General features: G+C 37.9%; 25 protein-coding genes. 10 read left to right on the top strand and 15 right to left on the bottom strand.

Annotated elements, in window-relative coordinates; translation table 11 throughout:
* Positions 1-81 precede the first annotated feature (81 nt).
* From E4O01_RS10735 to E4O01_RS10750, 4 genes are read right to left on the bottom strand one after another with little or no spacing between them, the layout of a single operon-like run.
* Complete coding sequence (locus E4O01_RS10735) at positions 82-1182, bottom strand: FAD:protein FMN transferase (RefSeq protein WP_253692182.1); 1101 nt, start codon at positions 1180-1182, stop codon at positions 82-84.
* A 9-nt stretch (positions 1183-1191) separates the two neighbouring features.
* Positions 1192-1710, bottom strand: coding sequence for a signal peptidase II (gene lspA, locus E4O01_RS10740; RefSeq protein ID WP_253692183.1), 519 nt, complete (start codon positions 1708-1710; stop codon positions 1192-1194).
* A 12-nt stretch (positions 1711-1722) separates the two neighbouring features.
* Positions 1723-2382 carry a Crp/Fnr family transcriptional regulator gene (locus E4O01_RS10745; RefSeq protein WP_253692184.1) on the bottom strand — a complete coding sequence of 220 codons (660 nt, stop codon included), beginning with the start codon at positions 2380-2382 and terminating at the stop codon, positions 1723-1725.
* A gap of 3 nt (positions 2383-2385) precedes the next feature.
* Positions 2386-3384, bottom strand: a complete 999-nt coding sequence (locus E4O01_RS10750; protein WP_253692185.1) for a cyclic nucleotide-binding domain-containing protein — start codon at positions 3382-3384, stop codon at positions 2386-2388.
* Positions 3385-3481: 97 nt separating this feature from the next.
* Here E4O01_RS10750 and E4O01_RS10755 point away from each other — a divergent pair, with 97 nt between their 5' ends.
* Positions 3482-4351, top strand: coding sequence for a PHP domain-containing protein (locus tag E4O01_RS10755; RefSeq protein ID WP_253692186.1), 870 nt, complete (start codon positions 3482-3484; stop codon positions 4349-4351).
* Positions 4352-4392: 41 nt separating this feature from the next.
* Positions 4393-5589 carry a class I SAM-dependent RNA methyltransferase gene (locus E4O01_RS10760; protein ID WP_253692187.1) on the top strand — a complete coding sequence of 399 codons (1197 nt, stop codon included), beginning with the start codon at positions 4393-4395 and terminating at the stop codon, positions 5587-5589.
* Between the two features lie 107 nt (positions 5590-5696).
* Here the strand turns inward: E4O01_RS10760 and E4O01_RS10765 are convergent, their stop codons facing one another.
* Positions 5697-6263 (bottom strand): 2'-5' RNA ligase family protein, encoded by a 567-nt coding sequence (locus E4O01_RS10765; protein WP_253692188.1) that lies wholly within the window; start codon positions 6261-6263, stop codon positions 5697-5699.
* Positions 6264-6443: 180 nt separating this feature from the next.
* Here E4O01_RS10765 and E4O01_RS10770 point away from each other — a divergent pair, with 180 nt between their 5' ends.
* From E4O01_RS10770 to E4O01_RS14720, 4 genes are all read left to right on the top strand, one after another.
* The gene (locus E4O01_RS10770) at positions 6444-7373 is read left to right on the top strand and encodes an SPFH domain-containing protein (RefSeq protein WP_253692189.1); all 930 of its coding nucleotides are present in this window, start codon (positions 6444-6446) and stop codon (positions 7371-7373) included.
* Complete coding sequence (locus E4O01_RS10775; protein WP_253686753.1) at positions 7366-8283, top strand: SPFH domain-containing protein; 918 nt, start codon at positions 7366-7368, stop codon at positions 8281-8283. Before E4O01_RS10770 ends, E4O01_RS10775 begins: the two co-directional genes overlap by 8 nt.
* A gap of 80 nt (positions 8284-8363) precedes the next feature.
* Positions 8364-9416 (top strand): hypothetical protein, encoded by a 1053-nt coding sequence (locus E4O01_RS10780; RefSeq protein WP_253692190.1) that lies wholly within the window; start codon positions 8364-8366, stop codon positions 9414-9416.
* Between the two features lie 129 nt (positions 9417-9545).
* Positions 9546-9827, top strand: coding sequence for a CC/Se motif family (seleno)protein (locus tag E4O01_RS14720; protein WP_305879939.1), 282 nt, complete (start codon positions 9546-9548; stop codon positions 9825-9827).
* A 39-nt stretch (positions 9828-9866) separates the two neighbouring features.
* Here E4O01_RS14720 and E4O01_RS10785 read toward each other — a convergent pair whose 3' ends face one another.
* From E4O01_RS10785 to E4O01_RS10825, 9 genes are all read right to left on the bottom strand, one after another.
* Positions 9867-11033 carry an ABC transporter permease gene (locus E4O01_RS10785; RefSeq protein WP_253692191.1) on the bottom strand — a complete coding sequence of 389 codons (1167 nt, stop codon included), beginning with the start codon at positions 11031-11033 and terminating at the stop codon, positions 9867-9869.
* Positions 11020-12075: an ABC transporter permease gene (locus E4O01_RS10790; protein WP_253692192.1), complete on the bottom strand. Its 1056-nt coding sequence runs from the start codon at positions 12073-12075 to the stop codon at positions 11020-11022. Before E4O01_RS10790 ends, E4O01_RS10785 begins: the two co-directional genes overlap by 14 nt.
* Complete coding sequence (locus E4O01_RS10795; RefSeq protein ID WP_253692193.1) at positions 12075-13007, bottom strand: ABC transporter ATP-binding protein; 933 nt, start codon at positions 13005-13007, stop codon at positions 12075-12077. The genes E4O01_RS10790 and E4O01_RS10795 overlap by 1 nt, the downstream gene beginning before the upstream one ends.
* A gap of 188 nt (positions 13008-13195) precedes the next feature.
* The gene (gene thiD / locus E4O01_RS10800; protein WP_253692194.1) at positions 13196-14005 is read right to left on the bottom strand and encodes a bifunctional hydroxymethylpyrimidine kinase/phosphomethylpyrimidine kinase; all 810 of its coding nucleotides are present in this window, start codon (positions 14003-14005) and stop codon (positions 13196-13198) included.
* Positions 14006-14081: 76 nt separating this feature from the next.
* Complete coding sequence (gene mnmA, locus E4O01_RS10805) at positions 14082-15179, bottom strand: tRNA 2-thiouridine(34) synthase MnmA (RefSeq protein ID WP_253692195.1); 1098 nt, start codon at positions 15177-15179, stop codon at positions 14082-14084.
* A gap of 5 nt (positions 15180-15184) precedes the next feature.
* The gene (gene mtnK / locus E4O01_RS10810) at positions 15185-16381 is read right to left on the bottom strand and encodes an S-methyl-5-thioribose kinase (protein WP_253692196.1); all 1197 of its coding nucleotides are present in this window, start codon (positions 16379-16381) and stop codon (positions 15185-15187) included.
* 13 nt (positions 16382-16394) lie between these two features.
* The gene (locus E4O01_RS10815; protein ID WP_253692197.1) at positions 16395-17900 is read right to left on the bottom strand and encodes a hypothetical protein; all 1506 of its coding nucleotides are present in this window, start codon (positions 17898-17900) and stop codon (positions 16395-16397) included.
* A gap of 27 nt (positions 17901-17927) precedes the next feature.
* Positions 17928-18407, bottom strand: coding sequence for a phosphoribosylaminoimidazole carboxylase (gene purE / locus E4O01_RS10820; RefSeq protein WP_253692198.1), 480 nt, complete (start codon positions 18405-18407; stop codon positions 17928-17930).
* Positions 18404-19354 carry a phosphoribosylaminoimidazolesuccinocarboxamide synthase gene (locus tag E4O01_RS10825; RefSeq protein ID WP_253692199.1) on the bottom strand — a complete coding sequence of 317 codons (951 nt, stop codon included), beginning with the start codon at positions 19352-19354 and terminating at the stop codon, positions 18404-18406. The genes purE and E4O01_RS10825 overlap by 4 nt, the downstream gene beginning before the upstream one ends.
* A 126-nt stretch (positions 19355-19480) precedes the next feature.
* On the opposite strand from E4O01_RS10825, the gene E4O01_RS10830 reads away from it, so the two are divergent.
* The gene (locus E4O01_RS10830) at positions 19481-20281 is read left to right on the top strand and encodes an SDR family NAD(P)-dependent oxidoreductase (RefSeq protein WP_253692200.1); all 801 of its coding nucleotides are present in this window, start codon (positions 19481-19483) and stop codon (positions 20279-20281) included.
* Positions 20282-20332: 51 nt separating this feature from the next.
* Here the strand turns inward: E4O01_RS10830 and E4O01_RS10835 are convergent, their stop codons facing one another.
* Entirely contained in the window at positions 20333-20728 is a 396-nt protein-coding gene (locus tag E4O01_RS10835) for a single-stranded DNA-binding protein (RefSeq protein WP_253692201.1), read from the bottom strand.
* A 269-nt stretch (positions 20729-20997) separates the two neighbouring features.
* Between E4O01_RS10835 and yajC the strand changes: the two genes are divergently transcribed.
* The 3 genes from yajC to secF are packed head-to-tail and all read left to right on the top strand — an operon-like array spanning position 20998 to position 24462.
* Positions 20998-21411 (top strand): preprotein translocase subunit YajC, encoded by a 414-nt coding sequence (gene yajC, locus E4O01_RS10840; RefSeq protein ID WP_253692202.1) that lies wholly within the window; start codon positions 20998-21000, stop codon positions 21409-21411.
* A 44-nt stretch (positions 21412-21455) separates the two neighbouring features.
* Positions 21456-23237, top strand: coding sequence for a protein translocase subunit SecD (gene secD, locus E4O01_RS10845; protein WP_253692203.1), 1782 nt, complete (start codon positions 21456-21458; stop codon positions 23235-23237).
* Complete coding sequence (gene secF, locus E4O01_RS10850) at positions 23221-24462, top strand: protein translocase subunit SecF (protein ID WP_253692204.1); 1242 nt, start codon at positions 23221-23223, stop codon at positions 24460-24462. The genes secD and secF overlap by 17 nt, the downstream gene beginning before the upstream one ends.
* The last annotated feature ends 68 nt before the right edge of the window (positions 24463-24530 follow it).

A 24530-nucleotide genomic window follows, 5' to 3' on the forward strand; every position in this document is an offset into this window, starting at 1 on the left:
TCAAAAAGAACCCCCGTCTCCTCCTTTCGGGGGTTCTTTTCTTTTAAGCACGGTATTTAATTGTTGGATTAAATAAATTAATTATTTGATAAAAAAATCAGGATCTATAATTTCGATATTTTTATTTCCTAAGATGGAAATGGAATTATCTTTGTAAAATAAAAAACAGGCCGGTATTTCGCTGCTTCCTGTCAGCTGAAGTAATTCGGGCTCTAATCTTTGCAAAAGCAATTTTGTCTTTTCTTCTCCCAGAGCATAGCTCGATGTAGAAAGGACATCGGCAACTGCAGAACTTTTACTCATAATCGAAGAAGCATTCAAGTTGTTTTGTACCGGATAACCCGTTTTTGAATCAAAAATATGATGATAAATTATTCCGTCTTTTTTTATAAATCTTTCGTAGTTTCCCGATGTTACAATCGAAGCATCTTGAAGGTCCATACTTACAACGGAATTATTTTTTCCGATTAGGGGATTCCTTAAGGCAATCTTCCAAGTTTTGTCTGAAGGATTTTTTCCTGAGGCCAGAATATTTCCGCCCAAGTCTATCAAAAAATCTTTGATACCGTGGTTTAAAATTATTTTTGCAATTTTGTCGGCAGCATAACCTTTTGCAATTCCTCCAAGGTCAAGTCTCATACCTTTTTTCTTTAAAAAAACCAGATTTCCGGTTTTTAATTCTATATTTTTATAGTCTAAAAGCGGTAATACCCTGTTTATTTCTTCTTGCGATGGAACGGATTGATTTTCAAAGCCTATATTCCACAGTTTTACCAATGGCCCGACAGCAGGATTAAAGGCTCCATCTGTAAGCTCTGCAAATAAAAGAGAAGTTTTTAAAAGTTCATATAATTCGGGTGAAACTTCTAAGGAAAAAATACCTGCGGCTTTGTTCAGTCTCTCAAGTTCCGATTCCTGTATACCGGTCAAACCTTTAAGATTATTATTTTCTGCAGAAAGACTGTCGGTGTTGGCATTAAAGATGTTGTCGAGCTTTGTCAGTTCGGCATAAACTTTTTCCAAAACCTTGTCGGCATGTTTTTTAGACTCGAAAGTCAAAATTCTTACCCTGCAAACAGTTCCCAATGAAACCCATGTTTTAGAGTATTCGGTTCTTACAGGTTTACATGAAAATAAAAAAAGAACCAAAAAAAAAGATAAAAATATAAAATATTTACGCATAGTCCGGTTTTAGCTATCTTGTATTTTCTTTTGTTTTATGCCCTGCATAATCAAGTTGATACCCAGGCCTATTCCGCAGCATACAATAAAAGAATCGGCAGCATTAAAGGTAGGCCAGCGGCCCATACCCAAAATACCGAAAAATTTTATATCTATAAAATCTACAACGCCCTCGGGTCTAAAAAAGCGGTCTATGAGGTTCCCAAAACCTCCGCCTACTATGCCGCAAATAAACCATCTTTGAGCCTTTGTTAATTCTACAGATTTAAAATAGGCTGCAATAAGGGCTAAAAGAAGCAAAAATGGTAAAATAACCAGCACGACTTTTCTGGTCATTTCTCCAAAACCGGCTCCAAGGCTGAAAGCCGCTCCCGTATTGTATACAAACCTTAAATTTATAAGGTCGCCAACTATGGGAATAACCTCATAAACCGACATATACTTTACAACCAATATCTTGGTAAATTGATCGACAATAATTACTATTGCAGTAAGCAAAAAGGGAAGATAATAATCTTTATTCTTCACAAGGAACCTGCCTTATAATACGTATAGATTTTGCTCTTTTGAGCGGCGTGTATTAACATAACGCGTTAAATCGGTCATGTTTTGTACTATGATTCTATCATCATAGACGGAAATTCTGCCTTGATCTATGAATTTGCGCATATTGTCTTCGGTTTCTTCTTTTGAAAGACCTGCCCAACGGGCAACTTCTTCAATTGTCGTATCGAATGAGCGCATTTCGGTGGTACGGTCAAGGCTTGGCTGGGTTTCATCCAGCATTAAAAAGACGTCTGCAATTCTTGCAGGCCTGTCTTCAATGGTCAAAATCATAAACCGGCGTCTTTGGGCATAGATACGTCTTACAAAGGTCTTTAAAAGACGCATAGCAATGGCCGGATTTCCCTTCATTAATATTTCAAAGTTTTCTTTATTGAATTCGAGGGCCATTACATCATCATAAGCAATGGCGGAAGCCGAACGCGGGGAATTATCCAAAATAGCCATCTCCCCGAAAATTTCTCCCGGCTGCAAGATGTCAAGGTTTTTTTCAAAACCGTTTATAATCTTTATAAGCTGAACACGGCCTGACTGTATCAAATAAAATGACGAGCCGGGTTCGAATTCTGCAAATATAACAGACCCCTTAGGGAATTTTTTTGCAAATCTTGAAAAAGAAGAAAAAAGATCCGACATAGTTTATGCTCCTTGCAGCATGGTACTGCATTCTTTTTGTAATTCCCGAATCTTACCGATTATGCCGGGGCCCGACAAGATGGCAGCCTTATCAAAAAAGGCAATTGCCTTATCGGGTCTTTCCATATCCATATAACACATTCCGAGATACATAAGGGCATCTCCTATTTTTAAAGATTTGGGATGTTGTGAAATAAAACCCGTTAAAAGCTGTAAACAGCGTACATATTCTTTTTGGGCATGGAGAGTTTTTCCGGCTCCTATATATGCGTTATCGGTAATTTCGTCACCTGCTCCGGCTTCAATTACGGCATGATATTGATCATAGGCAGCTTCAAATTCTCCTTTTTCAAAAAGGTCTTCTGCCTTGTTATACGTAAGATGAATGGTACCGTCTGCAGCTTGAGCCGGTTTTTCAGGTTGAACAAAAGCGGCCTCATTATGCCCTTCAGCATTTCCAAAAGAACGGCCGGCAACTTCTGCAGTACTTCTAACAATCTGGTCTACCTGCGAAATATATTTTCCGTTGGGATAAATGGCCTTGTACCTTGCCCCGACATGTCCGGCAGCCCCGTAATGTTGAGAAGAATAAAAGGCATTCATAACATTGAAAAGGCCCTCTTCAGGATTGGTTTCCTCTTCGCTGTCTAAAAGAGAGGCTAGTTGTTTATGAATGGATCTAAGTTGACGGGAAAAAACCTTTATCATCTGTAAAATAATACGGGTATTGGTCTGCGCAAAAGCTTCAAATTCCCTGCTTGTAAAAGAGTAAACTATGGAATCGGTTAAAACCATTGCGCTTTCTTCTCTCGGATAATTGCCCAATGCCGATTTTACTCCGAAAAATTCCCCGGTTTTTATGTAATCCGTAACCTGCTCTCCCGTTTCAATATCTATAGATGTAAGAGCTATGCTGCCTGTGTTTAAAAGGAAAACACGTTCATCAAAGTCTCCGGAGAAATAAACTACCGAATTTGCCTTGTAATTAATAGCCTTAGGCATTACAGCCTCCCAATATTAAACTTGCGTTCTTATATTTTAACATATTTTTTAAGAAAAACCTAGTCCTTCTTTGTTTTTTTTGATATAATCTTTTTTTATGGTGGACTTACACACTCACTCAACAGCATCGGATGGAACATTTACCCCTGCAGAACTTGCGGCTGCCGTAAAAAAAGCCGGAATTTCGGCCTTTGCCTTAACCGACCACGATATTTTAAGCGGACTTGAAGAAGCCGCTGCAGAAGCAGCAAAACAGGGCATAATTTTTATACGCGGTGTAGAAATAAGCGTTAAGTGGAGCCCCGGAGAGCTTCACTTGTTGGGGCTTGATTTACGCAAAAATTCTCATGAGCTTAATATGCTCTTACAGGATCTGCAGGATGAAAGGATAAACAGAAATCAGAGGATGGCTGAAAAATTAAAAAAAGCCGGCTTCGATATTTCATATGAAAAGGTCAGAGACTTTGCAGGCGGGGACAAGGGTTTGGGAAGACCTCATTTTGCAGCCTACATGGCAGCCCATAAAATGGTCAAAAAAAATCAAGAAGCCTTTGATAAGTATTTTGCCAAAGGGCGGCCCTTTTTTGAAGAAAAAGAAAATGCCGGCCTTGATGAGGCAATTTCTGCCGTAAAATCGGCAGGAGGAATTCCTGTTTTAGCCCATCCCATGTCCCTATATTTATCTTGGTCTTCCCTCCCCGACGTTATAGCCGATTTTAAAAGGCAGGGTCTTGTAGGGCTTGAAGCGTGGAATTCTTCGACAAAGTACAATGATTGCAAGCGGTTAGAAAAACTGGCGGCCTCCCTCGATATGCCTGTAACTGCAGGAAGCGATTTTCACGGCTCAATCCGAAAGGACAGAAAACTCGGAGAAACTTCAAAGAACAGTATAAAGATTGAAGACCGCTTTTATGAAAATTTAAGAGCCCTTCATCCTGACCTTCCTCCTCTGCCTACAACGGAATAAGCCGCTTATGAAATAAGAGGCTTACTTGAAAGATTAAAATTATGCAAAAAGAAATCGTAAAAACAAAAAAGATGGTTTTCGGAGCCTCATGTATAGCGGACTTAAAGGACGGCAAGACCGTTTTTGTTCCTTATTCACTCCCCGATGAGGTTTTGGAAATCTCAATAGTAAAAGAACATAAAAATTATACTGAGGGAAAAATCGAAAAAATTTTAGAAAGCTCTCCGCACAGGGTAGAACCGAAATGCCCTCACTTTTATGCTTGCGGGGGCTGCAATCTTCAAACAGCCGATGACGGGTATCAGCACCTTTTACGCAAGTCAATGGCGCTTGAAGCCCTTGATAGGGCCTTGAGTTCTAATTTTAATTCTACTATCGGAAAATCTAAAACGGAAAACCCCTTTTTTGAAAAATCTATCCTTGAAAATAGCATTTTTGTAAGCGGCCCGGATTGGGAATATCGATCCCGCTTTCAGTTTTATGTTGACAAGGACGGCTCTCTTTCTTTAAAAGAAAATAAAAACTCCGATTCGGTAAAGATAAAGGATTGTCCTGTTGCAGTACCTGCAATAAGAAACCTTTTAAAATCCGATTTAAAAGAATATGCGCCGAATTCGAGAATTCACATTTTTTCGGACGGGGAAAAAATTTTTACCGAGAAAAATGCAAAAGACTGCGAGGTAGGACTTGCAGGGAAGAGAATAAAATTTAATCCCTTGGGCTTTTTTCAATCGAATTTAAAGATGACCGAAAAACTGATAAACACGATTTTTGAACACTCAAGAATCTCAGGCCGAGTTTTGGATTTTTATTCGGGTGTAGGAACCTTTTCGCTCTTTGCTTACGATAAGGCAAAAGAGATTCATCTTGTCGAGCATAATAAACACGCCCTTTCCTATGCTAAGGAAAATTTTAAGATAAATAAAGAATCTAAAATCTTTTATCATAACTTGGATGGAAAAAACTGGGCAAAAACTAAGGAATCAAAACTGAAATTCGATACGGTTTTTATAGATCCCCCGAGAAGCGGCATAGATAAGGAAGCCCTGTCTTGGCTTTGCTCAAGCGGAACCTGCCAAATTTTTTACATCTCCTGCGACCCCGTAACCTTCGCCCGCGATACTGCGAAACTTCTTTTATCCGGCTACAAGTTGGAACAACATTTTCTATTCGATTTTTACCCTCAAACCCACCATATTGAAACTCTGGGGATTTTTAGGAAGCTGGGGATGATTTAAAGAAAAGATGGAGAAGTGATTTGCAAAGATCTTTCTATAAAATATACAGTCTGCAATAATATTATGTACAACCGATTCAAAAAGGGCAATACTCTTACAATTTATACCTATAAGGATAATTCCATAGTAACAGCAGCTTCCCACCTATTGGCCTTTCGTTCAAAAATCGTGATGTTATCAACCGGAAAGTCTTCAACAATATTCAGTTCATTCATAACCTGAAGAGCCTTTGCCGTTATCCCCGGTGGAATATCTCGATTTGAAACGGTGGCATGAGGCTGGAAAGATCTCCGGTCTTTTTTGGTACAGCCCGGACAGGCGTTCAAAATTGCTTTTACGGTCTCATCACGAAGCTTTGTCCAATTTTCATCTGCAACTACTTTTGCAAAAAGAGTTCTATCGCCAAACGCATCAAAATTATCTATATGAGCCATAAAACCTAAGCCCTTAGGCAAAACTTCGTTTTCAATTACTCTTATTAAATCATCCGTTGAATAATCTTTCTGCAATCTGAACGGAGGTACAAGAGTAACATGGATTGGAGTACCATGCCCTGACTTACACCCGTAAGCCCTGTTCATATATTGCCGGCAATCTTCAAGCCTAAGACTTATATCCTCCGGTAACAAGACACCGATAAAATGCGTCTGCTGCGGAATATTGTTTTGTTTCATGCTTGCAATTATAACATAGAATTGCAAATCGTTCTATCTATTTCTTCTATAGTTTCAGTATTCATTGAATTCCTCCCCTATGACCGACTATAGACAAATCTCATAAAACAAGTTACAATCAACATGGTCATTAAAATATATATTTTAGTAGCCTAAGAATCAAATTAGGAGGTCGCTCTGATGATAGCTTTATATGTTGCTCTGGTTGTGGCGGTTATTATTTTATTTTCGATAGCCGTTGTCGTTCCGGAACAGGAAAGTTATGTTATTGAAAGGCTTGGAAAATATTCGCGGACTCTTACTGCGGGTTTCCATATCTTAACCCCATTTATAGATAGGATTGCTTATAAACAAAACCTAAAGGAAGAGGCCTTGGACGTAGATCCGCAAGTTTGTATCACAGCCGACAACGTTCAGGTACAGGTAGACGGAATTCTCTACCTCAAGATTTTTGATCCGGTTAAGGCCAGCTACGGAATAGACAATTACCGCTATGCCGTTGCTCAGCTTGCAAAGACAACTATGCGAAGCGAAATAGGAAAGCTGGAACTTGATAGAACCTTTTGCGGAAGAGAAGGCCTAAACGACAATATTGTAAAGGCTTTAGACGAGGCTTCCGACAACTGGGGCATAAAGGTTACCCGTTACGAAATACGGGATATCACTCCTACCCGTACAATCCTCGAAGCCATGGAAAGGCAAATGAGGGCCGAACGCGAAAAGCGGGCTAATATTCTTTCGAGTGAAGGGAAACAGCAATCCCGAATAAATATTTCTTTGGGTAAAAAGCAGGAAGCTATTAACAAGGCTATGGGCGAAAAACAACGAAGGATCAATCTCGCTGAAGGACGCTCAAAGGCTATCGAGATAACGAGTAATGCAACAGCCGAAGGTTTGCGTTTAATTGCAGATGCCCTTTCTCAGCCGGGAGGAAGAACGGCTATGGGTATCCGCCTTGCCGAAAACTATATTCAAAGATTTGAACACATTATCAAAAAATCCAATGTTTCGGTTTACCCCGAAAACATTGCAGGTCTTGCAGCCTTTACCGACATTATTAAAAATGCCGGTAAAGAAATGAAGACGGTAGAGGGAGGTAGAAATGCTTAATTTTATAATCCCGATTGTTATTGCAGCAATCATAGCCATAGTTTTTATTGTTGCCCTTTTTAGAAGCATCCGCATTGTTCCTCATAAGGTAGCTTTAATTGTAGAGCGCTTAGGAAAATACCACACAACCTTGGATGCCGGTTTCCACATCCTGTTTCCGTTTTTGGATAGGGTAAAATATAAGCAGAATTTAAAGGAGCAAGCGATAGATGTTCCGGCTCAAGACTGCTTTACAAAGGATAACGTTCAAGTACGCATTGACGGTATCCTCTACCTTCAAGTATTCGATCCGATTAAGGCAAGCTACGGTATACGGGATTACCGCTATGCAACCATCTTGCTTGCACAGACAACCATGCGTTCGGTGGTAGGACAGCTTGATTTGGATGACACCTTCGAGGCCAGAGAACAGATAAACGCTCAGGTCGTAAAGGCTGTAGATGAGGCCTCGGATCCTTGGGGCGTAAAGGTTACACGCTACGAAATTCAAAACATAAGAGTTTCCGATTCTATCATGGATGCAATGGAAAACCAGATGAAGGCCGAACGCGAAAAGCGAGCCGAAATAGCCCATTCAGTCGGAGAAATGGAAACGGTAATTAACCTTTCAAGAGCCGCTTATGAAGAAGCTGTAAACATAAGCGAGGGTGAAAAAGAAAGAATGATAAACGAAGCGGAAGGTCAGGCACGCGAAATTGTTGCGGTTGCCGAAGCAACTGCCGAGGGTATTAAGAAGATTGCCGCTTCTACCCAAATCCAAGGCGGTATGGAAGCTGCAAAGCTCACCGTTTCTCAGGAATGGATAAGCGCTCTAAGCTCTATAGATGAAAAAACAAAGATTATTATGTCTGCAGATCTCACCGATATAAAGAAGATGACCATAGACATGGCTGAAGAAATAATCCAATAATTTTTATGCACTGCAGGACTTCTGCAGTGCATTTTCTTTTTACCTGCAAAAAATTTTATAATAGTTTTATGGGAGGAAATATGTTTAAAATAAAAAAAATCAGTTTTGTTTTTTTTACTTTAATTTTTATACTATCATGTTCAAAGAAACAGCCTGAATTTAGCGGAAAATATTTAACATACACAAATACACAAGAAGGATATGAGATTGACTATCCTTCAGAAATTTTAAAACCGTTAGAAAGTTCTCCTTCAGAACAAGTATTTGCAAGCAATGACGGAGATGTGAGTTTATCGGTTTCCGTTTCGGATATAGAAGAAACCGGTCCTGACTTTATTTTTAAAACCGCCGACCTTTACGAAAAAAAGGAATCTGAAAAGTTTACTGTAAGCGATAAAAACATGGGGCGCGACGGCTTTATTTTAAAAGGTTATTCGAAGGATAAAATGTTTTTTTGTCAGGCCCTTGCTATAAATGAAAAGTTTTATAAAATCAGATTTGAATATAATAAAAAAGATTACGATACATATAGGGATATTTTAACTCATATAATTGATTCATTTGAGTTGACTTCTGCAGTAGCCTCTCATAATAATTCTTATGATGAGGGAAAACTCATTTCTTTTGCTTTTTCATTTTTATCGAATGTGTATTGGGAAAACAATTTTAATCTTCTTTTAAAAAATTCAAGCTCCAAATTAGCCGATTTTGTACATCCGGAATACGGAGTCAGACGTTTTTATAATCCCGGAACGACGGTCCGGCTTTTTTCGGCAGAGGAAAACTTCGGCTTTGATGAAAGCACCGATTTTTCTACAATACCCTCAGCCAATAAGTTCGGAGGTTCAATTCCTTTTTATGACAAAATGCCTGACGGAGGCCTTTGTGAAGAGTCAAATGATAAAGACGGTGTATATTGTGTCATTGTACAAGAGCTCCCTACAGCAGTTGATCCTGCAAGTTTTGAAAGCGATGAAATAAAGAACTTAAAAATAGAACTCCCCAATGACTATAAGGCAATTTTAAAAATCCTTATTTTAAATGAAGGCTTTATCAAAAAGACCTTTTACTTTTTCGATATTGAAGATAAGTGGTTCTTGTTCTTTGTAGATGATTGTGACTGCTCGGCGTAGTTTAAGCCAAAAATATTTCAAAATTTTCTTGACTTTTACGATAAAAATTCTTATTTTAAGCCTGTAAGAGCCTGAACAATTCACACCGTATTGATAAGGCGGATTGCAATTATTTTTTGGAGGCCCAACATGAATATTAGAGTTGAAGATTCTGCAAGAGATAAGATCAAAGCAAAAAATACAGACTCGGTTTATTGTGCACTTCAAATGTGCGCATCTTGAGGGGGCACAAGGTTAGAACCGACCGTGTATGTCGGAGTGCCCAATAATCTCGGTAATTTCGATAAATTAGAGGACAACGGAATTATCGTTTACGTTAAAAAGGGAACACCCTCTGTTAACGGAACCTTAACGATTACAGTCGGATCATTTTTATGGTTTGAAAAGTTAATGGTTGAAGGAATGATTTAAACAAAAAAACCGATAAGATAAAAATCTTATCGGTTTTTTTTATTGCTGGGTAAATTCTATTCTGCTTTGAGACCTTCCTAATTTTGAAAAGTAAGTTCCTATCGTAAAATAAAGAAGAAGAAACAAAAACAGCATTCCGATGCTTTTCCAGTCAATCGATAAATTAACTTGAGTAAATTCGTTTGCGCTTATGTAATAATATGTCGGGAAAAGCCGGGAGATATTTACAATAAAATCGGGAAGCAATTCCTGCTCCACAAAGACTCCGGAAATAAAAGCCAGGGAGAGAGGAAGAACTGAACCAACTATCCCCATAACCGAACCCTTCTTTAAAAAAGAATTAAACATAAAGGTGAGGCTCAAAATAACAGCCGTATAAATTAAAGCATTAAATATATAGAATAGAAGAGGAATGTTATCAAGTCTTGTTATATTTGTAATAACGGCAAAGCCTATTAAAATTGAAAGAATTGCAATCACTACAGTTAATTGAGCTAAAAAGTTTTCACAAACAAAGCGCAATGTAGAAAGGGGCGAGATATTATTCCTCATCTTTAAGCGCTCATTATTAAGCTCGAACATTGCCCAGCCTACCGAATTAAGAATAACCGAAAAAACTATCCAGCCCAAAAAGTTAAAAAAGACTTTAAACCAAATATTTGCTGAAGCGTTTTTTTGAAAATTAACCTTATTCACCTTTGTGTGTACTTTCAAAGCATCTTCTATTTTTTGAAAATCAAAATTTCCTTGAGCTTTTTTTACGCTTGCGGCAAAAGCCAAATACATGTTCACCTGAAGATCTATATAAAAGCCGGATTTTTTTCTGTCATCTTTAAAACTTATTACGGACTGTTTACCTTTCATCACATTTTCTTCCATGTTTTCATTTATTATGAGCCCCGCATGTATTCTCTGCAAGGAAATGCCTTTTTTAAGTTCCCGCAAAATTTCTTCATTAGTCTTGTTTTTTTCGCCTATGATAGAAACATTATGTTTTGACTGTAAATAAGAGATTAAATGCTTTGATAGTTCAGAGCCGTCCCGGTCAATTATGTTTACGGTTAGAGGAGTTTCTGCAAATTCGCTTACCTGAGAGTTTTGAGATTTTAACGTCATAAAACTTATAAACAAAAAAATAATAACATAAATAATAGCACTTATTACCTTTGTCCCAATTAATCTTAAAAAGTTTTTATAAACTGTCATATTGCACCTTCCTTGAATTAATAAATGAAAGCAATAAAAGAATAACAATACCTATTGTGTAGACGATAAAAAATTCGGATATTGCATTATATTCTCCCAAAATATTTATATTGTAAAGATTGGTTGTAAAAATCGCTATAGGATTTACCGTTCCTAAAATAGGTATTGCATTTTCAAGCGATATTTTTATTTCGGGGTTCATCATTCCTGATAGAAAGGCTAAAAATAGACTTGCAAAAACACAGATCATAGTTTTCGATCGGATATCTCCTATAGGAGTAGAACCTATAAATAAGCCGGCTGCTGATCCAAAAATATTTGCATAAACCAAGAGTAAAAGCGTAAGTCTAAAATCGGTAATAAAAGGTATTTTTAAAACAAAGAGCACAAAGGAAATATATATGAGATTAGCCGTAAGATTAAAAATAAGATAAAATACAATTCCTGCAAGATAAGAATAAAAGCGCTTAATAGGCGTTGTACAGATTCTTGACCCAAGCTTTGAAATATTACCTTGGATTTTTACGGCAATATCCAGTGAGCCGAACATTGTATAAAGCGAAACCATTGCTAAAAGAGAATAGAACAAGATAATCATCAAACTCATTTTTTCATTTTTGCTTTCTATATAATTGTTACCGTGTTCAAAAGAATTGATTGGGATCTCTAAAGCTTCAATTTGTTTTATTTGATCTATAACCGTTTTTGTTATTGTCTGAGATAATCCGTCTTCGCTTAGCCTTAAAGATTGATCGGCTTCAACAAAGGCCCTTATTTTTTTTGTACGGAGCATCTCGTTTGCATCACTTTCGTCTATTATGCTTGTATTGAACATTCCTGTAAATTGAAGAGTATGGTAAATGGGATTATTTTTTTCGATACCTATTGCTATCTTATCCGTATCATAATTACCCACGGCGGAAAATACTGCAAAAAAAAGTGAGGACAGGAGAATAGGATATATAAGAGTCCAAAACATTCCGTCTAAAGAATGAAGCATATCTATGCCATAATATTTTATTTCGCGTAAAAAGAATTTCATCAGTCTCTTAACTCCTTTCCCGTAAGCTCCAAGAAAATGTCGTTTAAACTGGGTAACTCCGAATATAATTTGGTATAAGCCAAGTTGTTATTGTTTATAAATAAGATAAGTTCATTTAAGTTGTTAATCGAATTTTCAAAACTGATTAAAAATTCGTTTCCGTTTTTGCTAACTTCCAAAACGTGAGGGATTTTTTTTAGATCTTCCTGGAGGTTATCCTTAGTTTCGACAAATTCGACAACCATTTTTTCGCTTGTGCGGATCAGCTTGTGCAATTCTTCCAAAGTTCCGTTCGCAATATCTCGTCCTTCATCCATTATGATGATTCTATCGCAAAGCTCTTCTACCTCTTCAAGATAATGGGTAGTGTACACAATGGTACTTCCTTTTTTTGCCAGTTCCTTTATTCCTGAAAGAATGAAGTTGCGGCTTTGAGCATCGACGGCAACTGTGGGTTCATCCAAAAAAATCAGCTCAGGCCTATGAGCTATGCCGCAGGCAATGTTAAGGCGGCGCAAAAGCCCCCCTGAAAGTTTTTTTGCACGGAAAGAAGCATAATTATTTAAGCCTACAAAATCGATCGCCTCATCGACCAGCTTTTTTCTCTCCGCAGCATTGCTTACATAAAGGCCGCAAAAATAATCTATATTTTGTCTTACGGTAAAATTATAGAAAACCGAAACTTCTTGAGGAACAAGGCCTATCCTTTTTTTGATATGGAGAGCATTGGGCTTCATCTCTTCGCCGAAAATATTGATTTCGCCCTTCCCGTGTTTTAAAAGAGAAAGCATACAGTTTATGGCTGTAGTTTTTCCGCATCCGTTCGGCCCCAAAAGACCGAGAATTTCACCTTCTTTAACTTCCATGTTAAAATGATCAAGTGCCGTTTTTTCGTTGTACCTTTTTACAAGATTTTTTACCGTTAAAATCATAATTACCCCCTATAAATATAGATTATACCTTATTTTTAGAATTTTAAAAGTAAAAATTGTCATTTTTTTTGAGGTTTAAATATGACATTTGTCATATTAAATTGATGATTGATGTCTTTATTGAAGATAAATTTAAAAAGCCGTTTTCTAAGTTATCTTAAAAAACGGCTCATTATAGTTCTTAATAATTAATTAAAGCTCTTTCGCCATGCGGCAGGGTTACCGGGACCGACCCATTTATTAAGTTGGAATCCGTTTTGGAGACTTAAAGTTATAAACTTCTTTGCTCTTCTTACGGCTTCATACGGTTCAAGGCCGATACCTAAACCGGCTGCGATGGCCGCGGCTGTTGTACAGCCTGCTCCATGTGTCCATTTTGTGTCGATAAGGCCGCCTTCCACTTTTAGGAATTGTTCTCCGTCATAAAAAATATCTACAGCCGACTGCTCGCCTTCCAGCTTAGACCCGCCCTTTATGAAAACATAGGGAACTCCCATTCCGTGAATAATTTTACAGGCTTCTTTTATTTCTTCGATTGTAGAAGGAGTCGGCATTTTGGCAATCTGTCCGGCTTCAAAAAGGTTAGGAGTAATCAGTTTTGCTAAAGGCAAAAGTTTTTCGATGATAAGGTTGTTAAGCTCAGGATTTAAGGCAAGATCTCCGCCCTTACAAACCATTACGGGGTCGAGAACATAGTTTTTTACATCATATTTTTTGAGGTACTCGGCAGAAAGTTCAACTGCGTAGTTTGTTGCAAGCATTCCCGTTTTAGCGGCATTAACTCCTATGCCCTTAAAAATAGTTTCAAGCTGGGCTCTTATTGTATTCTCATCAAGGGGGAAAACCTCATGCCCCCATTCCTTGTCGGGATTCATTGTTGCAATTACCGTAACGGCAGCCATTCCGTATACACCGTATTCCTGAAAAGTTTTTAAATCGGCCTCTAAACCGGCTCCTCCGGAAGCATCCGATCCGGCAATCGTTGCAAGTTTTATCATAAGTAAATCTCCTAATAGTTTATCTTCTATATGTTGGGATTATATCATTTTTTTTAAACTTTGTCTTGTAGTAAAATTAAAGAGCAAGTCTCTCAACCGATTCTATTACGCCGCCGCCGATAATATAATCCTCGTCATAAAAAACTGCGGCTTGTCCTTCTGCGACGGCTTTTTCAGGTTCTATAAATTCTACCTTAAATTTTCCTGTAGGTTTAAGCTCCTCAGTTTTTAGCGGAATTAATTTTGCTTTTTTCTTTTGTTGGCGGTAGCGTGTTTTTACCTCAATGTCTATTTCTTTATCTATTATTCTTTTTGAGATTATATTTACATTTGAAGCGATGAGGCTTTCGGCAAAGAGTTCTTCATCCTTGCCTACAGTAACGGTGTTTGTCTTTGCCTCTTTTTTAACGACGTAGACGGGATAGCCCATCGCGATTGCAAGCCCGCGCCTTTGGCCTATCGTGTAATATTGAAGACCCTTGTGTCTGCCTATTTCTTTTCCCTGCGTGTCTATAAATTTGCCTTCTTTAAAAGAATCCTTTGCGAGGGCATTTATCACCCTTGTGTAATCGTCATCGGGAACAAAGCAGATGTCTTGGCTGTCGGGACGGTGAGCATTTATGAGCCCCGCCTCTTCGGCTATACATCTCACTTTTTCTTTTGTAAAATCTCCTAATGGAAAAATAGAATGGGAAAGCTTCTTTTGATTAAGAAGAGCTAAAAAGTAGCTTTGATCTTTTTGGCTGTCTTTAGCCTGTCTTAGTAAAAATCTTTCCTCTCCGCCAATTTCGGTTTTTTCTATTTTTGCATAATGGCCTGTTGCGATTTTATCAAAGCCGTCCTTTAAGGCTTGTTCCAAAAAAAGACCGAATTTAATTTTACTGTTGCATATAAAGCAGGGATTCGGCGTTCTTCCCAGTTTGTACTCTTCAACAAAGTAGTCGATGATTGCAGTTTTAAAAGTTTCCCGCATATCGTACACAAGGTGTTTTATACCGAGTTTTGCTGCAACTTTTTTTGCGTCTTCAATATCATCAGTCTGCTCTTTATAAATGCCGGATAATTTCGGCAGAAGCTGCATTGTAACACCTGTAACCTCATACCCCTGATCGATTAATAGTTTTGCCGCAATGGCGGAATCAACGCCTCCGCTTAAACCAACAAGCACCTTCATCAAGCTTAAAGACCTCGTAAAATTTCTTCGGGGTTTAAAATCATGGCACATCCCAGTTCGGCTAATTCTCTTTCGAGGAGAACTCTGTTTTCGATTTTTTTTATGCTTGTAATTTCAGGCGTTTTTGCAGAACCGATTATCCGCCTGTTTAATTCGGTACCGCAAAAAGAAACAGCATCTATCTTTATCTTCTCGATATAATTATCAATAAAAATTTCGTTTTTATAAATCGGATCTTTGATATTCTTAATAAGAAATTCTTTTGCAAAGGCCGAGAAAGATTTAAACAAGTTGTCTTTTGCATTTTCAATCCAAATTAAAAAATCCGGTTTTTGCTCATCCGCAAAGAAAGTCGAATACTTTGCATAACCTTGCGCAAAAAGAAGATGAGCCAGAACGTTTCCAAGGTCATAAGCTATCGGACCGTAAAATGCAAATTCGGGATCGATTATTTTTATTCTTGTTTCTTTATTTTCATTTTTTACAAAGATAGAACCTGAATGTAAATCCCCGTGAATAAGCCCTTGCGGATAATTATTGAATTTCTCTTTTAAAGCAGCAACTCTTGAAATGAGATTCGTATCTTCATAAAAAGTTTTTTTAAGCCACTCGGCATTTTCGGGCAGTAAAATATTTCTTCCTCTGACATCCTTATAAGGGTGAGTAAAAACTAACTCTTCCGTAATTTTACAAAGTTCAGGATTATAAAATTTAAAGGCTGCTTGAGATTTTTTTTGATAACCCAAACATAAATCGGTTGAAGCTAAGGAAGTATCTACGATAAAATGGGCAATCAGTTTTTCAATACCGTAAAAAAATTTTCCGTTCATTAATTCAGTTCTTAAATTGGAATAAGAACCTATGTCTTCCATTATGATTGCAGCCATCACCGGATCGGTATAAATTATTTTTGGAGAAAAATCCGGCGCACATTCATTATACAGTTTTAAAACTTCGGCTTCACGCGCACTTCTATTGGGATTTAAATATCCGTCAGGGCGAACCCTTGTTTGAATGTCGGCTTGTTTTAAAATAAGAGATTTTTTTGTCTCCTCATCGAAAATACGGTAGACGTAATTGATGTTACCGTCTCCTATTTCTTCGCAAACCAAATTTTCATTTGAATCAAAAAAATTACTGTGCTCAAAAACATAGTCGATTATATCGTCGCCTTCCATTTTATAATGAGAACTAAACCGCATTCTGACTCCATATTTAATAGTGAAGCCCTATCCCGATAAAAATTTCGGAAACAGGCCTACCGTCACGCTTTGCGCGGCCTGTTTTATTTTTTATTTCACGCAAATCATGACCATAACTTATACGTGCATAAATACTTCGCATTTTGATCGGATACAGTATTATTTCAAACCCGCCGGAATACCAACCGTATTTTGGATTGTAATAGGTATTTGTTGCTTTGTCATGAACCAAAGCTATATCCACAAACGGAGATATGTGCATCTCAAACCCGAAAAAACGAGTCCATGAAACGCCCGTAATTTCTTCCCATTTAAAAACTCCGATTTTTATCGGTAAATCAAAATTAAAATTTATGGCAGTATCGGTTGGAATTCTATTGTTTAAAATACCGCGCAAAACTTTACCGCTTTTTTCTGAAGTCTTATTGAATAAGTTATAATAAAAATCAAACCTTCCATATAGTCCTATCCTATCCAAAAAGGAATAAAATCCGGCAGATTCCAATTCAAAAGAAACTTCCACATTACCTTTACGGTACGTGTTATATTTATAATCATTGTTAAATTTTAAATTAAAGCCCTGTCTAAAATTGTTTACCCAGTTTACTTTTCCCATTCCAAAACTATGCGACCAAAGAATATTAAGTCCCTTGTGTTCATCATCAGTCATTTTTTTGAATTTCCAGTCACCCTTTATACCGAAATATGGCGACCATGTAATTGTTCCTATCACGGGATTTTTATATATGTCAAAAACAAGAGATGTATAAAATCCGTTTGTAAGATAATAATCTTTTTTGTACGGTGAGGCTGAAACATTTACACCTTGCATAGTACCGGCATTTAAGGTAAGCCAATCAAATCCGAATTTATAAGAAGTACTCAATCCTGTTTCAAAATCAAATCCGAAATTTTTATCTTGATCTATTTTGAATTCTACATTTGTACTCCAAAAAAGTTTAACAGGATTAATATGGAACGGAAGTGTAAAACGGGATCCTAATGCAAAAGAAGACTTTTCATTGTTGTTTCTATTATATATTAAATCCATTGTGAGCGGTTCAAGAGAACCTAAAAAATTAAAATCTTTTAATTTAAGTTTAAACTCAAGACCGCTGTTTGAATCAAAACTGGGATAAGGGAGAGCTATAATATTCCATGTATCTTGGATAGATATTTTAAGTTTTACGGGAACAATATTATTTTGAGCTTGTAAAAAATCAAAAGTAATTTCATGGCTTTCGATTGTCCTTATATTATTGAATTCGGAATTAAGGCCTGCAATATATGCATCGAATTCTTCCCGTGAAGTAAACATTCTGTTTTTATCTATAGGCACTTTAGCCGACAAAGGCCCAACTTTAGTAAAACCTTTTATGCTGTATTCGACACTTTCAATCTTATAAGCCGTACCGTCCGGCAACAAAGAAACATCGGATTTTTCTTCCGTGTTTTGTGAGTAAAGACCAATTACAAAAAGACAGCATAATACAGCCGTTAAAAAAAATCGTTTGTGCATTTTATTCCACCATGATTGCTATTTTATTTATTTTTTTAATTTGGAATCGTCGTCAATTATTTTTTGCACATTTGATTCCATGTAAGATTTTACTGAATCAGCTATTTCCTTATCATAAAGCGAAAAAATTCTTGCTGCAAGGAGAGCGGCATTTTTAGGCTCCAAAACAAGAGCAGGAGAAATACCCGACGGCATTCTGAGTGAAGAGTAAATATCAGCTCCTGCGAAACTATCTGAGGGAGGAGGACAAGCAATTGTCGGCCCCTTTACAAAACCGTCTACAAAACCCGAAAGAGCATTACTCCTTCCTGCAATTGTGATATAGAGTTTCGGCCTATCGAGAGCCTCGTATTCTTTTAACATAGAAACAACATGCTCCGCCGTTTTATGAGCCGAACCTATTCTGATGGCATATTCAATTCCAAAGGTCTTTAACTCTGAAGCTATCTTTTCCGCATGCCCCATATCCGAGGATGAGCCCATAAGAATTATTACAAGAGGTTTCACATCAGACCTGCCTTTTTTAAGTTTTTTGCTATGCGCTCTTCGGCAGGATATTCTCCCGGAACAAATTTTGATTTTGTCAATTTTTCGTAGGCCGTAATATAAAGCTGAATAGCAGCATTCCAGACGTCTTCATCGAGTTCGGGGATTTCTCCGTCACCGCGATAGCCTTTTTCGGCATAAGCCATTCTTACAAATTCTTTGTCAAAGTTTTCAGGCTCTTTTCCTTCTTTTAATCTTTGCTCATAAGTGTCGAGCTTCCAGTAACGTGAAGAATCCGGGGTATGAACCTCATCTATCAAAAGAATGTTATTATCCTTATCTACGCCGAATTCGTATTTTGTATCAACCAAAATTAAGCCTGCTTCTTTTGCGCTTTTTTGACCTCGCTCAAAAAGGGCAAGAGCCGCTTTTTGCACAAAGTCCCACTGTTCTTTTGATAGATAGCCTTGCGAAACTACCTCATCGCAGGTAAGCCTCTCATCGTGGCCTGTGGGGCCGCCTTTTGTCGTAGGAGTTATGATAGGTTTGGGCAGGGCCTGATTTTTTGTCAAGCCTTCAGGAAAATCATACCCGTAAATATTTCTTTCACCTAAAGAGTATCTGTACCATAGAGCTGTTGAAGTTACACCCGTAATATACCCTCGAACTATTACCTCTATCGGAAGAGGTTTTACTTCCGTTACGAGAATGCAGTTAGGATCGGGACAAGAAATTATATGATTTTTGATTATATCCTTGGTGTTCTCAAACCACCAAAGAGAAAGTTGGTTCAAAACCTGCCCCTTATAAGGAAGAGCTGTCAATACTCTGTCAAAGGCAGAAATCCTATCTGTAGTTACAATCAAGCGTTTTCCTGCTTCCGGCGAATACCAATCCCTGACCTTTCCGGTTTGTTTTGAAGGGAGCGGTAAATTAGATTCTCTAAAAGCTGCATTTCGTGAAATCATTTTAAACTCCTTTAGTTTAAAGTCGGTTTTTCAAGTATATATGAAGCCCCATAAACTTTCAAGTATCCGCATATATTTACAACCCCGCCGATAGAAGAAAAGAAGAATTTTATCTATAATAAAACAATGAGAAAGATAGCAATAGTCGCTGGAGGCTCAAGCGGTATAGGTCTTGAAATTACAAAAGCACTGATTGTAAAAGATTATTTTGTGTATACCATGAGCCGCAGAGAATTTGCGGGTTTACCGCAAGATAAAACTAATCATATTTCAGTTGATGTTACGGACGAAGCAAAACTGACAGCGGCTTTTGCCGATATTTGGGAAAAGGAAGGACGGATTGATTTAGCCGTATGCGCATCGGGATTCGGCATTTCGGGAGCTGTAGAGTTTACAAGACTCGAAGAGGCAAAAAAGCAAATGGATGTAAATTTTTTCGGAGCTTTTTTGTTTATAAAAACTTCAGCTTCGTATATGCGCCCCCAGTCTTTCGGAAAGATATTTGTAATCAGCTCCATAGCAGGAGAAATTGCAATTCCTTTTCAAGCCTTTTATTCGGCATCAAAGGCTGCCTTGGGAAAACTCTTAGAAGCCTTTCATGCAGAACTTCAGCCCTTCGGAGTAAATTGCGCCCTCATAATGCCCGGAGATGTTGCTACTCCTTTTACGGCAGCAAGAAATAAGTCAAATCTTGGAGATGATGTTTATAAGGGCAGAATTTCAAAAAGCGTTTCTAAAATGGAAAAAGACGAGCAAAAGGGAATGGATCCTAAAAGGCTGGGAAACTTCGTTGCCTCCCTTGCTGAAAAACGAAAGATAAAATTTTTCTATCCATATGACGGAACTTATGCCTTTCTCCTTCTACTTTATAGGATTTTACCCCGGAGGCTCGCCTTCTTTATCGTAAAAAAACTATATGCCGAATAAGGGCGCTATCAAGGCTTTAAGCCTTGACAGCAAAATAAAGATTGTTATGCCTTAAAATGTCATAACTTTTTCTTCAATAAGCACCTCCTCCTTAGCCTCGGCCTTATTGCCCGCATTTTTAAAAACGGGTTTGAATTCCACATGCTCTGCGACGACTTTTACCTTACTATAGTTTTTGCCGTCAGTACCTACCCATCTGTCCTGCTTAATTCTGCCCACAACGCGGACTCCCCTGCCCTTAGCCCCGTTTTGCTCACATAATTTTGCAAGGCTGGCCCATGTTTCCACATCAAAATAGGAAGTCTCCTGCACAAACTCATCATCTTTTTTATAATTCCTGTTTGAAGCAATAGAAAAAGTACATAAAGCTGTTCCGTTTGCAGTAGTTTTTAAAACAGGTTCCCTCACCATGTTTCCCTCAATAATAAGCGAATTTAATGATTTCATTTCATACCTCCAAAAATCAAAAAAAATCTCAATTTGAACTCTTGTTCAATAATGTTGGTAAAAGCTCAAGCGCGGCGCCGTTCCTTCGCTTTCACTTAATTATATGCTTATAAATGCAATTTTTAGTAAAATTTTAAAAATATTTTTTTAAAATTAAACATAAAAAAACTCTTTTTTAAAAGCTTACCTCTTATTGACTGAATATGTAAAAATATGGTATTGTATTTTCCTATATTTATATTCTAAATCATTAAAAAAGGATGGGTTATATGAATTTTATGCCTTTATTGCAAGGAGCTCCTCAAGGCGGTTTCGGCTCCTTCGGTTTTTTAATACCAATGCTCTTGGTTTTCGTTATTTTTTATTTTTTGCTTATCCGCCCACAGAAAAAGGAACAGCAAAAAACTGAAAGAATGATCGCTCAACTTCAAAAGGGTGACAAAATCATCACCATCGGCGGCATTCACGGTGTTGTAAGCTCAACAAAAGAAAAGACTCTTATCATAAAAGTTGATGACAACTGCAAAATCGAAATAAACCGTTCTGCAGTAGGTGCCGTTTTAAAAGACGAGCCGCCCAAACCCGATTTTGCCGGCGAAAGTGAAAAGAAAAAACCTTTATTCGGAAAAAAAACAAACGATTCCGAAAACACCGATAACGCCTCACAAAACGAATCAAAATAAAACGATTTGCGGTTTTAAATTAAAACCGCAAAGGGAGATAAATAATGAGTAAAAGAGTTAGATTTATCATTGTTCTTCTTGTTATTGCTTTGTGCTTTGCTTTTCTGTATCCTACCCTTAAATGGTATTTTTGGACAAATCAGGAAGATAAAGCCTTGGCACTGGCATCCAGAGAAAAGATTAAAGACTATTCCGAAAACATGGCCAGAGCTGATGTTGACAAGCTAATCGATATGGCCGTATCAAATTCACAAGAACCCCTTTCGGAAAACTACGCACCTCTTATTAAAGAGGCAAAAGCCCGAAGAAAGGCTCTCGGTATGGAAATTCCGGCCCAATGGACGGCCCAAGATGTTGCAGCCAGCTTTAAACTTTCTTCCAAAGAAAAGTTTATTCCTACAGCTCAACCCCTCTTGGAAACCGCATATAGGGATTCAATTTTGGGTATAAAAAACTACCAGACAAATGCCGTAAAGTTAGGACTTGACCTTTCAGGTGGTATGTTGGTAATTATCAAAGCCGACTTAGATGCAGCTATTTCTGCAGACGGGGCAAGTACCGAAACTATAGCCGATTCCAAAAAAGCTGCTATGGATTTGGCAATGGACACCCTCAGAAGCCGAATCGACAAATTCGGTCTTACGGATCCCGTTATCCGCCGTCAAGGTGAAGACAGAATCTACATCGAGATGCCCGGAGCTGCCGATGCAGATAAGATAAACTCAATTATCATGGGACGCGGTATTTTGGCTTTTCATATAGTGGATGATGAAGCCACTCAGACCTTTAGAGAATACTACCGAAACAACCCCGGAAAAACATTCGATGCAGAATACAACCTCTTAAATCCCTCAATTATCCCTCAGGATTGTATGGTTTTAGGCGTATATCACAAAGACGCATACGGAATCGATGAAAGAGACGATAGAGAACCCTTCTTGGTCGTAAAAAAACAAGCAGGCCTTGAAGGTAAGCATTTGGTAAGCGTAAATACTTCAGCAGATCAGAGATCAAACAATCCTCTTGTTAACTTTTCTCTTGATGACGAAGGAGCAAAAATCTTTGCAGAATTGACAACAAACAATGTAGGTAAACGCCTTGCTATCGTTTCAGACAACAAGATAAAATCGGCTCCAAACCTTAAAGAAGCTATCACGGGAGGAGCAGGAAGCATAAGCGGAATGTCCGCAACAGAGGCAAATAACCTCAAAACCGTTTTAAGGACTGCGTGGCTAAATGTTCCGCTCCAGCTTGAAACACAGCAAGTTGTAGGAGCCAGCTTAGGTGATGAGAAAATTAACGAAGGTATTATGGCTTTACAGTGGGGTTTAATTGCCGTTTTGGTCTTCATGCTTGTATTTTACAAAGAAGCCGGAATCAACGCATGTATTGCTCAAATTTTGAACCTTTATATAATGTTCAGTATCCTTTCGGCTTTCAACTTAACCCTTACATTACCAAGTATTGCCGGTATGATTTTAACTATCGGTATGGCCGTAGACGCCAATGTTGTAGTTTTTGAAAGAATAAAAGAAGAACTAAAATTAGGTAAAACAAGAGAAGCAGCCATAAACGCCGGTTTTGAACACGCTTTTTCTGCTATTATGGACTCAAATATCACTACCTTTATAGCAGCTTTCTTCCTATCCATCCTCGGAACAGGCCCAATTAAAGGTTTTGCATACAGTTTGGCCATAGGTGTTGTATCCTCAGTCTTTACCGCCTTATTTGTTTCACGCTTAATATTCGACTTCGGAACACAAACCCTAAAATTAAATAAGATTCATATCAGCTGGAGGAAGTTAGAAAATGAAAAAAATAATTAGTTTTTCGAAATTTTTCATTCCGGGCATTATTCTCAGTATAGGTCTCATGGTTTTTGGAATTGTAGGCTATTTTACCAAAGGTATAAATTTCGGTATAGACTTTCAAGCAGGTTTTATCGAAAAGGTAAAAATAGCACCTACGGCAGTAGAACTATCATATGAAGGCCCTTTAACGGTTTCATTTTCGCAAAACATATCGGATATTTCTATCACAACCACTTCTTTGGATGGTGAAAATAAGTCCTATGTTTTCAATTTTGCCGATAATCCGACTATTCAGGAGTTTGCCGACAGCATCTCACAAATCGAAGGTTTAAAGGTAAAAACCATCGCTTCGGGAAATGTGCTTCTTAAAGATTTATTTTCAGATTCGGAGTCCTCTCCCCGGCTTTCGGCTGATGTGTTCAGACTTCACAATTTGGATAAGGGTTTAAAACCGATAAGCACCGACGAAGTTCGCCACGCTCTTTCTTCAATACCCTCAGTTTCTGTTCAGCAATTGGGAGTACCTGAAGACAGGTATTTTCAGATAAGACTTGCCGATGACGGAAAATATGAAAATGCAAACAAAGAATTGCGTGCGATTATAAGCTCTGCCTTGGATGCAGCCTATGGGCCTGAAAACATTGCAGTTATGGGAACAGACTTTGTAGGTTCGCGCTTTTCTTCTTCATTGGCTAAGCAAGCAATCTTATTGGTCGGAGGAGCCTTGGTCTTAATATTTGTTTACGCCATGTTCCGTTTCCAGTGGAATTTTTCGCTTGCCGCGATATTAGCCCTTCTCCACGATACTATAATCATGATTATGTTTATCTCGTGGACTCAGATGGAGTTTAACTCGACAACCATAGCGGCAATTCTTACGATTATCGGTTATTCTATAAACGATACAATCGTTATCTTTGACCGTATCCGCGAAAAGATTAACCTTGAACCCAAGCTTGAATGTAATGAAGTTTTGGATAAGGCTTTGAGTGAGGTGTTTACAAGAACAATTATTACAACCCTCACAACGATGGCGGCGGTTGTAGCCCTTTATGTATTCACTACCGATTCAATGAAAGACTTTGCTCTGGCATTAATCGTAGGTCTTATAAGCGGCACTTATTCGTCTATTTATATTGCTTCCTACTTTATAGCCCTTACCTCAAAGGGTAAAAAAGCCGGAGAGATGATTACCAGAGGCAAAAAAGCCCCCGGAGAACTTTCGGGAGCTGTTGTATAAGCTTTTAAAGTAAAAACTCTTTAGAACAAATTTAAGATTTGCGGCCGGTTTTTTTTAAAAGATCGGCC

This window comes from Treponema sp. OMZ 790, from assembly GCF_024181285.1.
GTDB lineage: Bacteria > Spirochaetota > Spirochaetia > Treponematales > Treponemataceae > Treponema_B.

Excerpts from the sequence above, each read along its gene's own strand:
- E4O01_RS10735 (WP_253692182.1), bottom strand. The coding sequence starts at position 1,182 with ATGCGTAAATATTTTATATTTTTATCTTTTTTTTTGGTTCTTTTTTTA.
- E4O01_RS10745 (WP_253692184.1), bottom strand. The coding sequence starts at position 2,382 with ATGTCGGATCTTTTTTCTTCTTTTTCAAGATTTGCAAAAAAATTCCCT.
- E4O01_RS10750 (WP_253692185.1), bottom strand. The coding sequence starts at position 3,384 with ATGCCTAAGGCTATTAATTACAAGGCAAATTCGGTAGTTTATTTCTCC.
- E4O01_RS10755 (WP_253692186.1), top strand. The coding sequence starts at position 3,482 with ATGGTGGACTTACACACTCACTCAACAGCATCGGATGGAACATTTACC.
- E4O01_RS10760 (WP_253692187.1), top strand. The coding sequence starts at position 4,393 with ATGCAAAAAGAAATCGTAAAAACAAAAAAGATGGTTTTCGGAGCCTCA.
- E4O01_RS10765 (WP_253692188.1), bottom strand. The coding sequence starts at position 6,263 with ATGAAACAAAACAATATTCCGCAGCAGACGCATTTTATCGGTGTCTTG.
- E4O01_RS10770 (WP_253692189.1), top strand. The coding sequence starts at position 6,444 with ATGATAGCTTTATATGTTGCTCTGGTTGTGGCGGTTATTATTTTATTT.
- E4O01_RS10775 (WP_253686753.1), top strand. The coding sequence starts at position 7,366 with ATGCTTAATTTTATAATCCCGATTGTTATTGCAGCAATCATAGCCATA.
- E4O01_RS10780 (WP_253692190.1), top strand. The coding sequence starts at position 8,364 with ATGTTTAAAATAAAAAAAATCAGTTTTGTTTTTTTTACTTTAATTTTT.
- E4O01_RS10785 (WP_253692191.1), bottom strand. The coding sequence starts at position 11,033 with ATGACAGTTTATAAAAACTTTTTAAGATTAATTGGGACAAAGGTAATA.
- E4O01_RS10790 (WP_253692192.1), bottom strand. The coding sequence starts at position 12,075 with ATGAAATTCTTTTTACGCGAAATAAAATATTATGGCATAGATATGCTT.
- E4O01_RS10795 (WP_253692193.1), bottom strand. The coding sequence starts at position 13,007 with ATGATTTTAACGGTAAAAAATCTTGTAAAAAGGTACAACGAAAAAACG.
- thiD (WP_253692194.1), bottom strand. The coding sequence starts at position 14,005 with ATGATAAAACTTGCAACGATTGCCGGATCGGATGCTTCCGGAGGAGCC.
- mnmA (WP_253692195.1), bottom strand. The coding sequence starts at position 15,179 with ATGAAGGTGCTTGTTGGTTTAAGCGGAGGCGTTGATTCCGCCATTGCG.
- mtnK (WP_253692196.1), bottom strand. The coding sequence starts at position 16,381 with ATGCGGTTTAGTTCTCATTATAAAATGGAAGGCGACGATATAATCGAC.
- E4O01_RS10815 (WP_253692197.1), bottom strand. The coding sequence starts at position 17,900 with ATGCACAAACGATTTTTTTTAACGGCTGTATTATGCTGTCTTTTTGTA.
- E4O01_RS10825 (WP_253692199.1), bottom strand. The coding sequence starts at position 19,354 with ATGATTTCACGAAATGCAGCTTTTAGAGAATCTAATTTACCGCTCCCT.
- E4O01_RS10830 (WP_253692200.1), top strand. The coding sequence starts at position 19,481 with ATGAGAAAGATAGCAATAGTCGCTGGAGGCTCAAGCGGTATAGGTCTT.
- E4O01_RS10835 (WP_253692201.1), bottom strand. The coding sequence starts at position 20,728 with ATGAAATCATTAAATTCGCTTATTATTGAGGGAAACATGGTGAGGGAA.
- yajC (WP_253692202.1), top strand. The coding sequence starts at position 20,998 with ATGAATTTTATGCCTTTATTGCAAGGAGCTCCTCAAGGCGGTTTCGGC.
- secD (WP_253692203.1), top strand. The coding sequence starts at position 21,456 with ATGAGTAAAAGAGTTAGATTTATCATTGTTCTTCTTGTTATTGCTTTG.
- secF (WP_253692204.1), top strand. The coding sequence starts at position 23,221 with ATGAAAAAAATAATTAGTTTTTCGAAATTTTTCATTCCGGGCATTATT.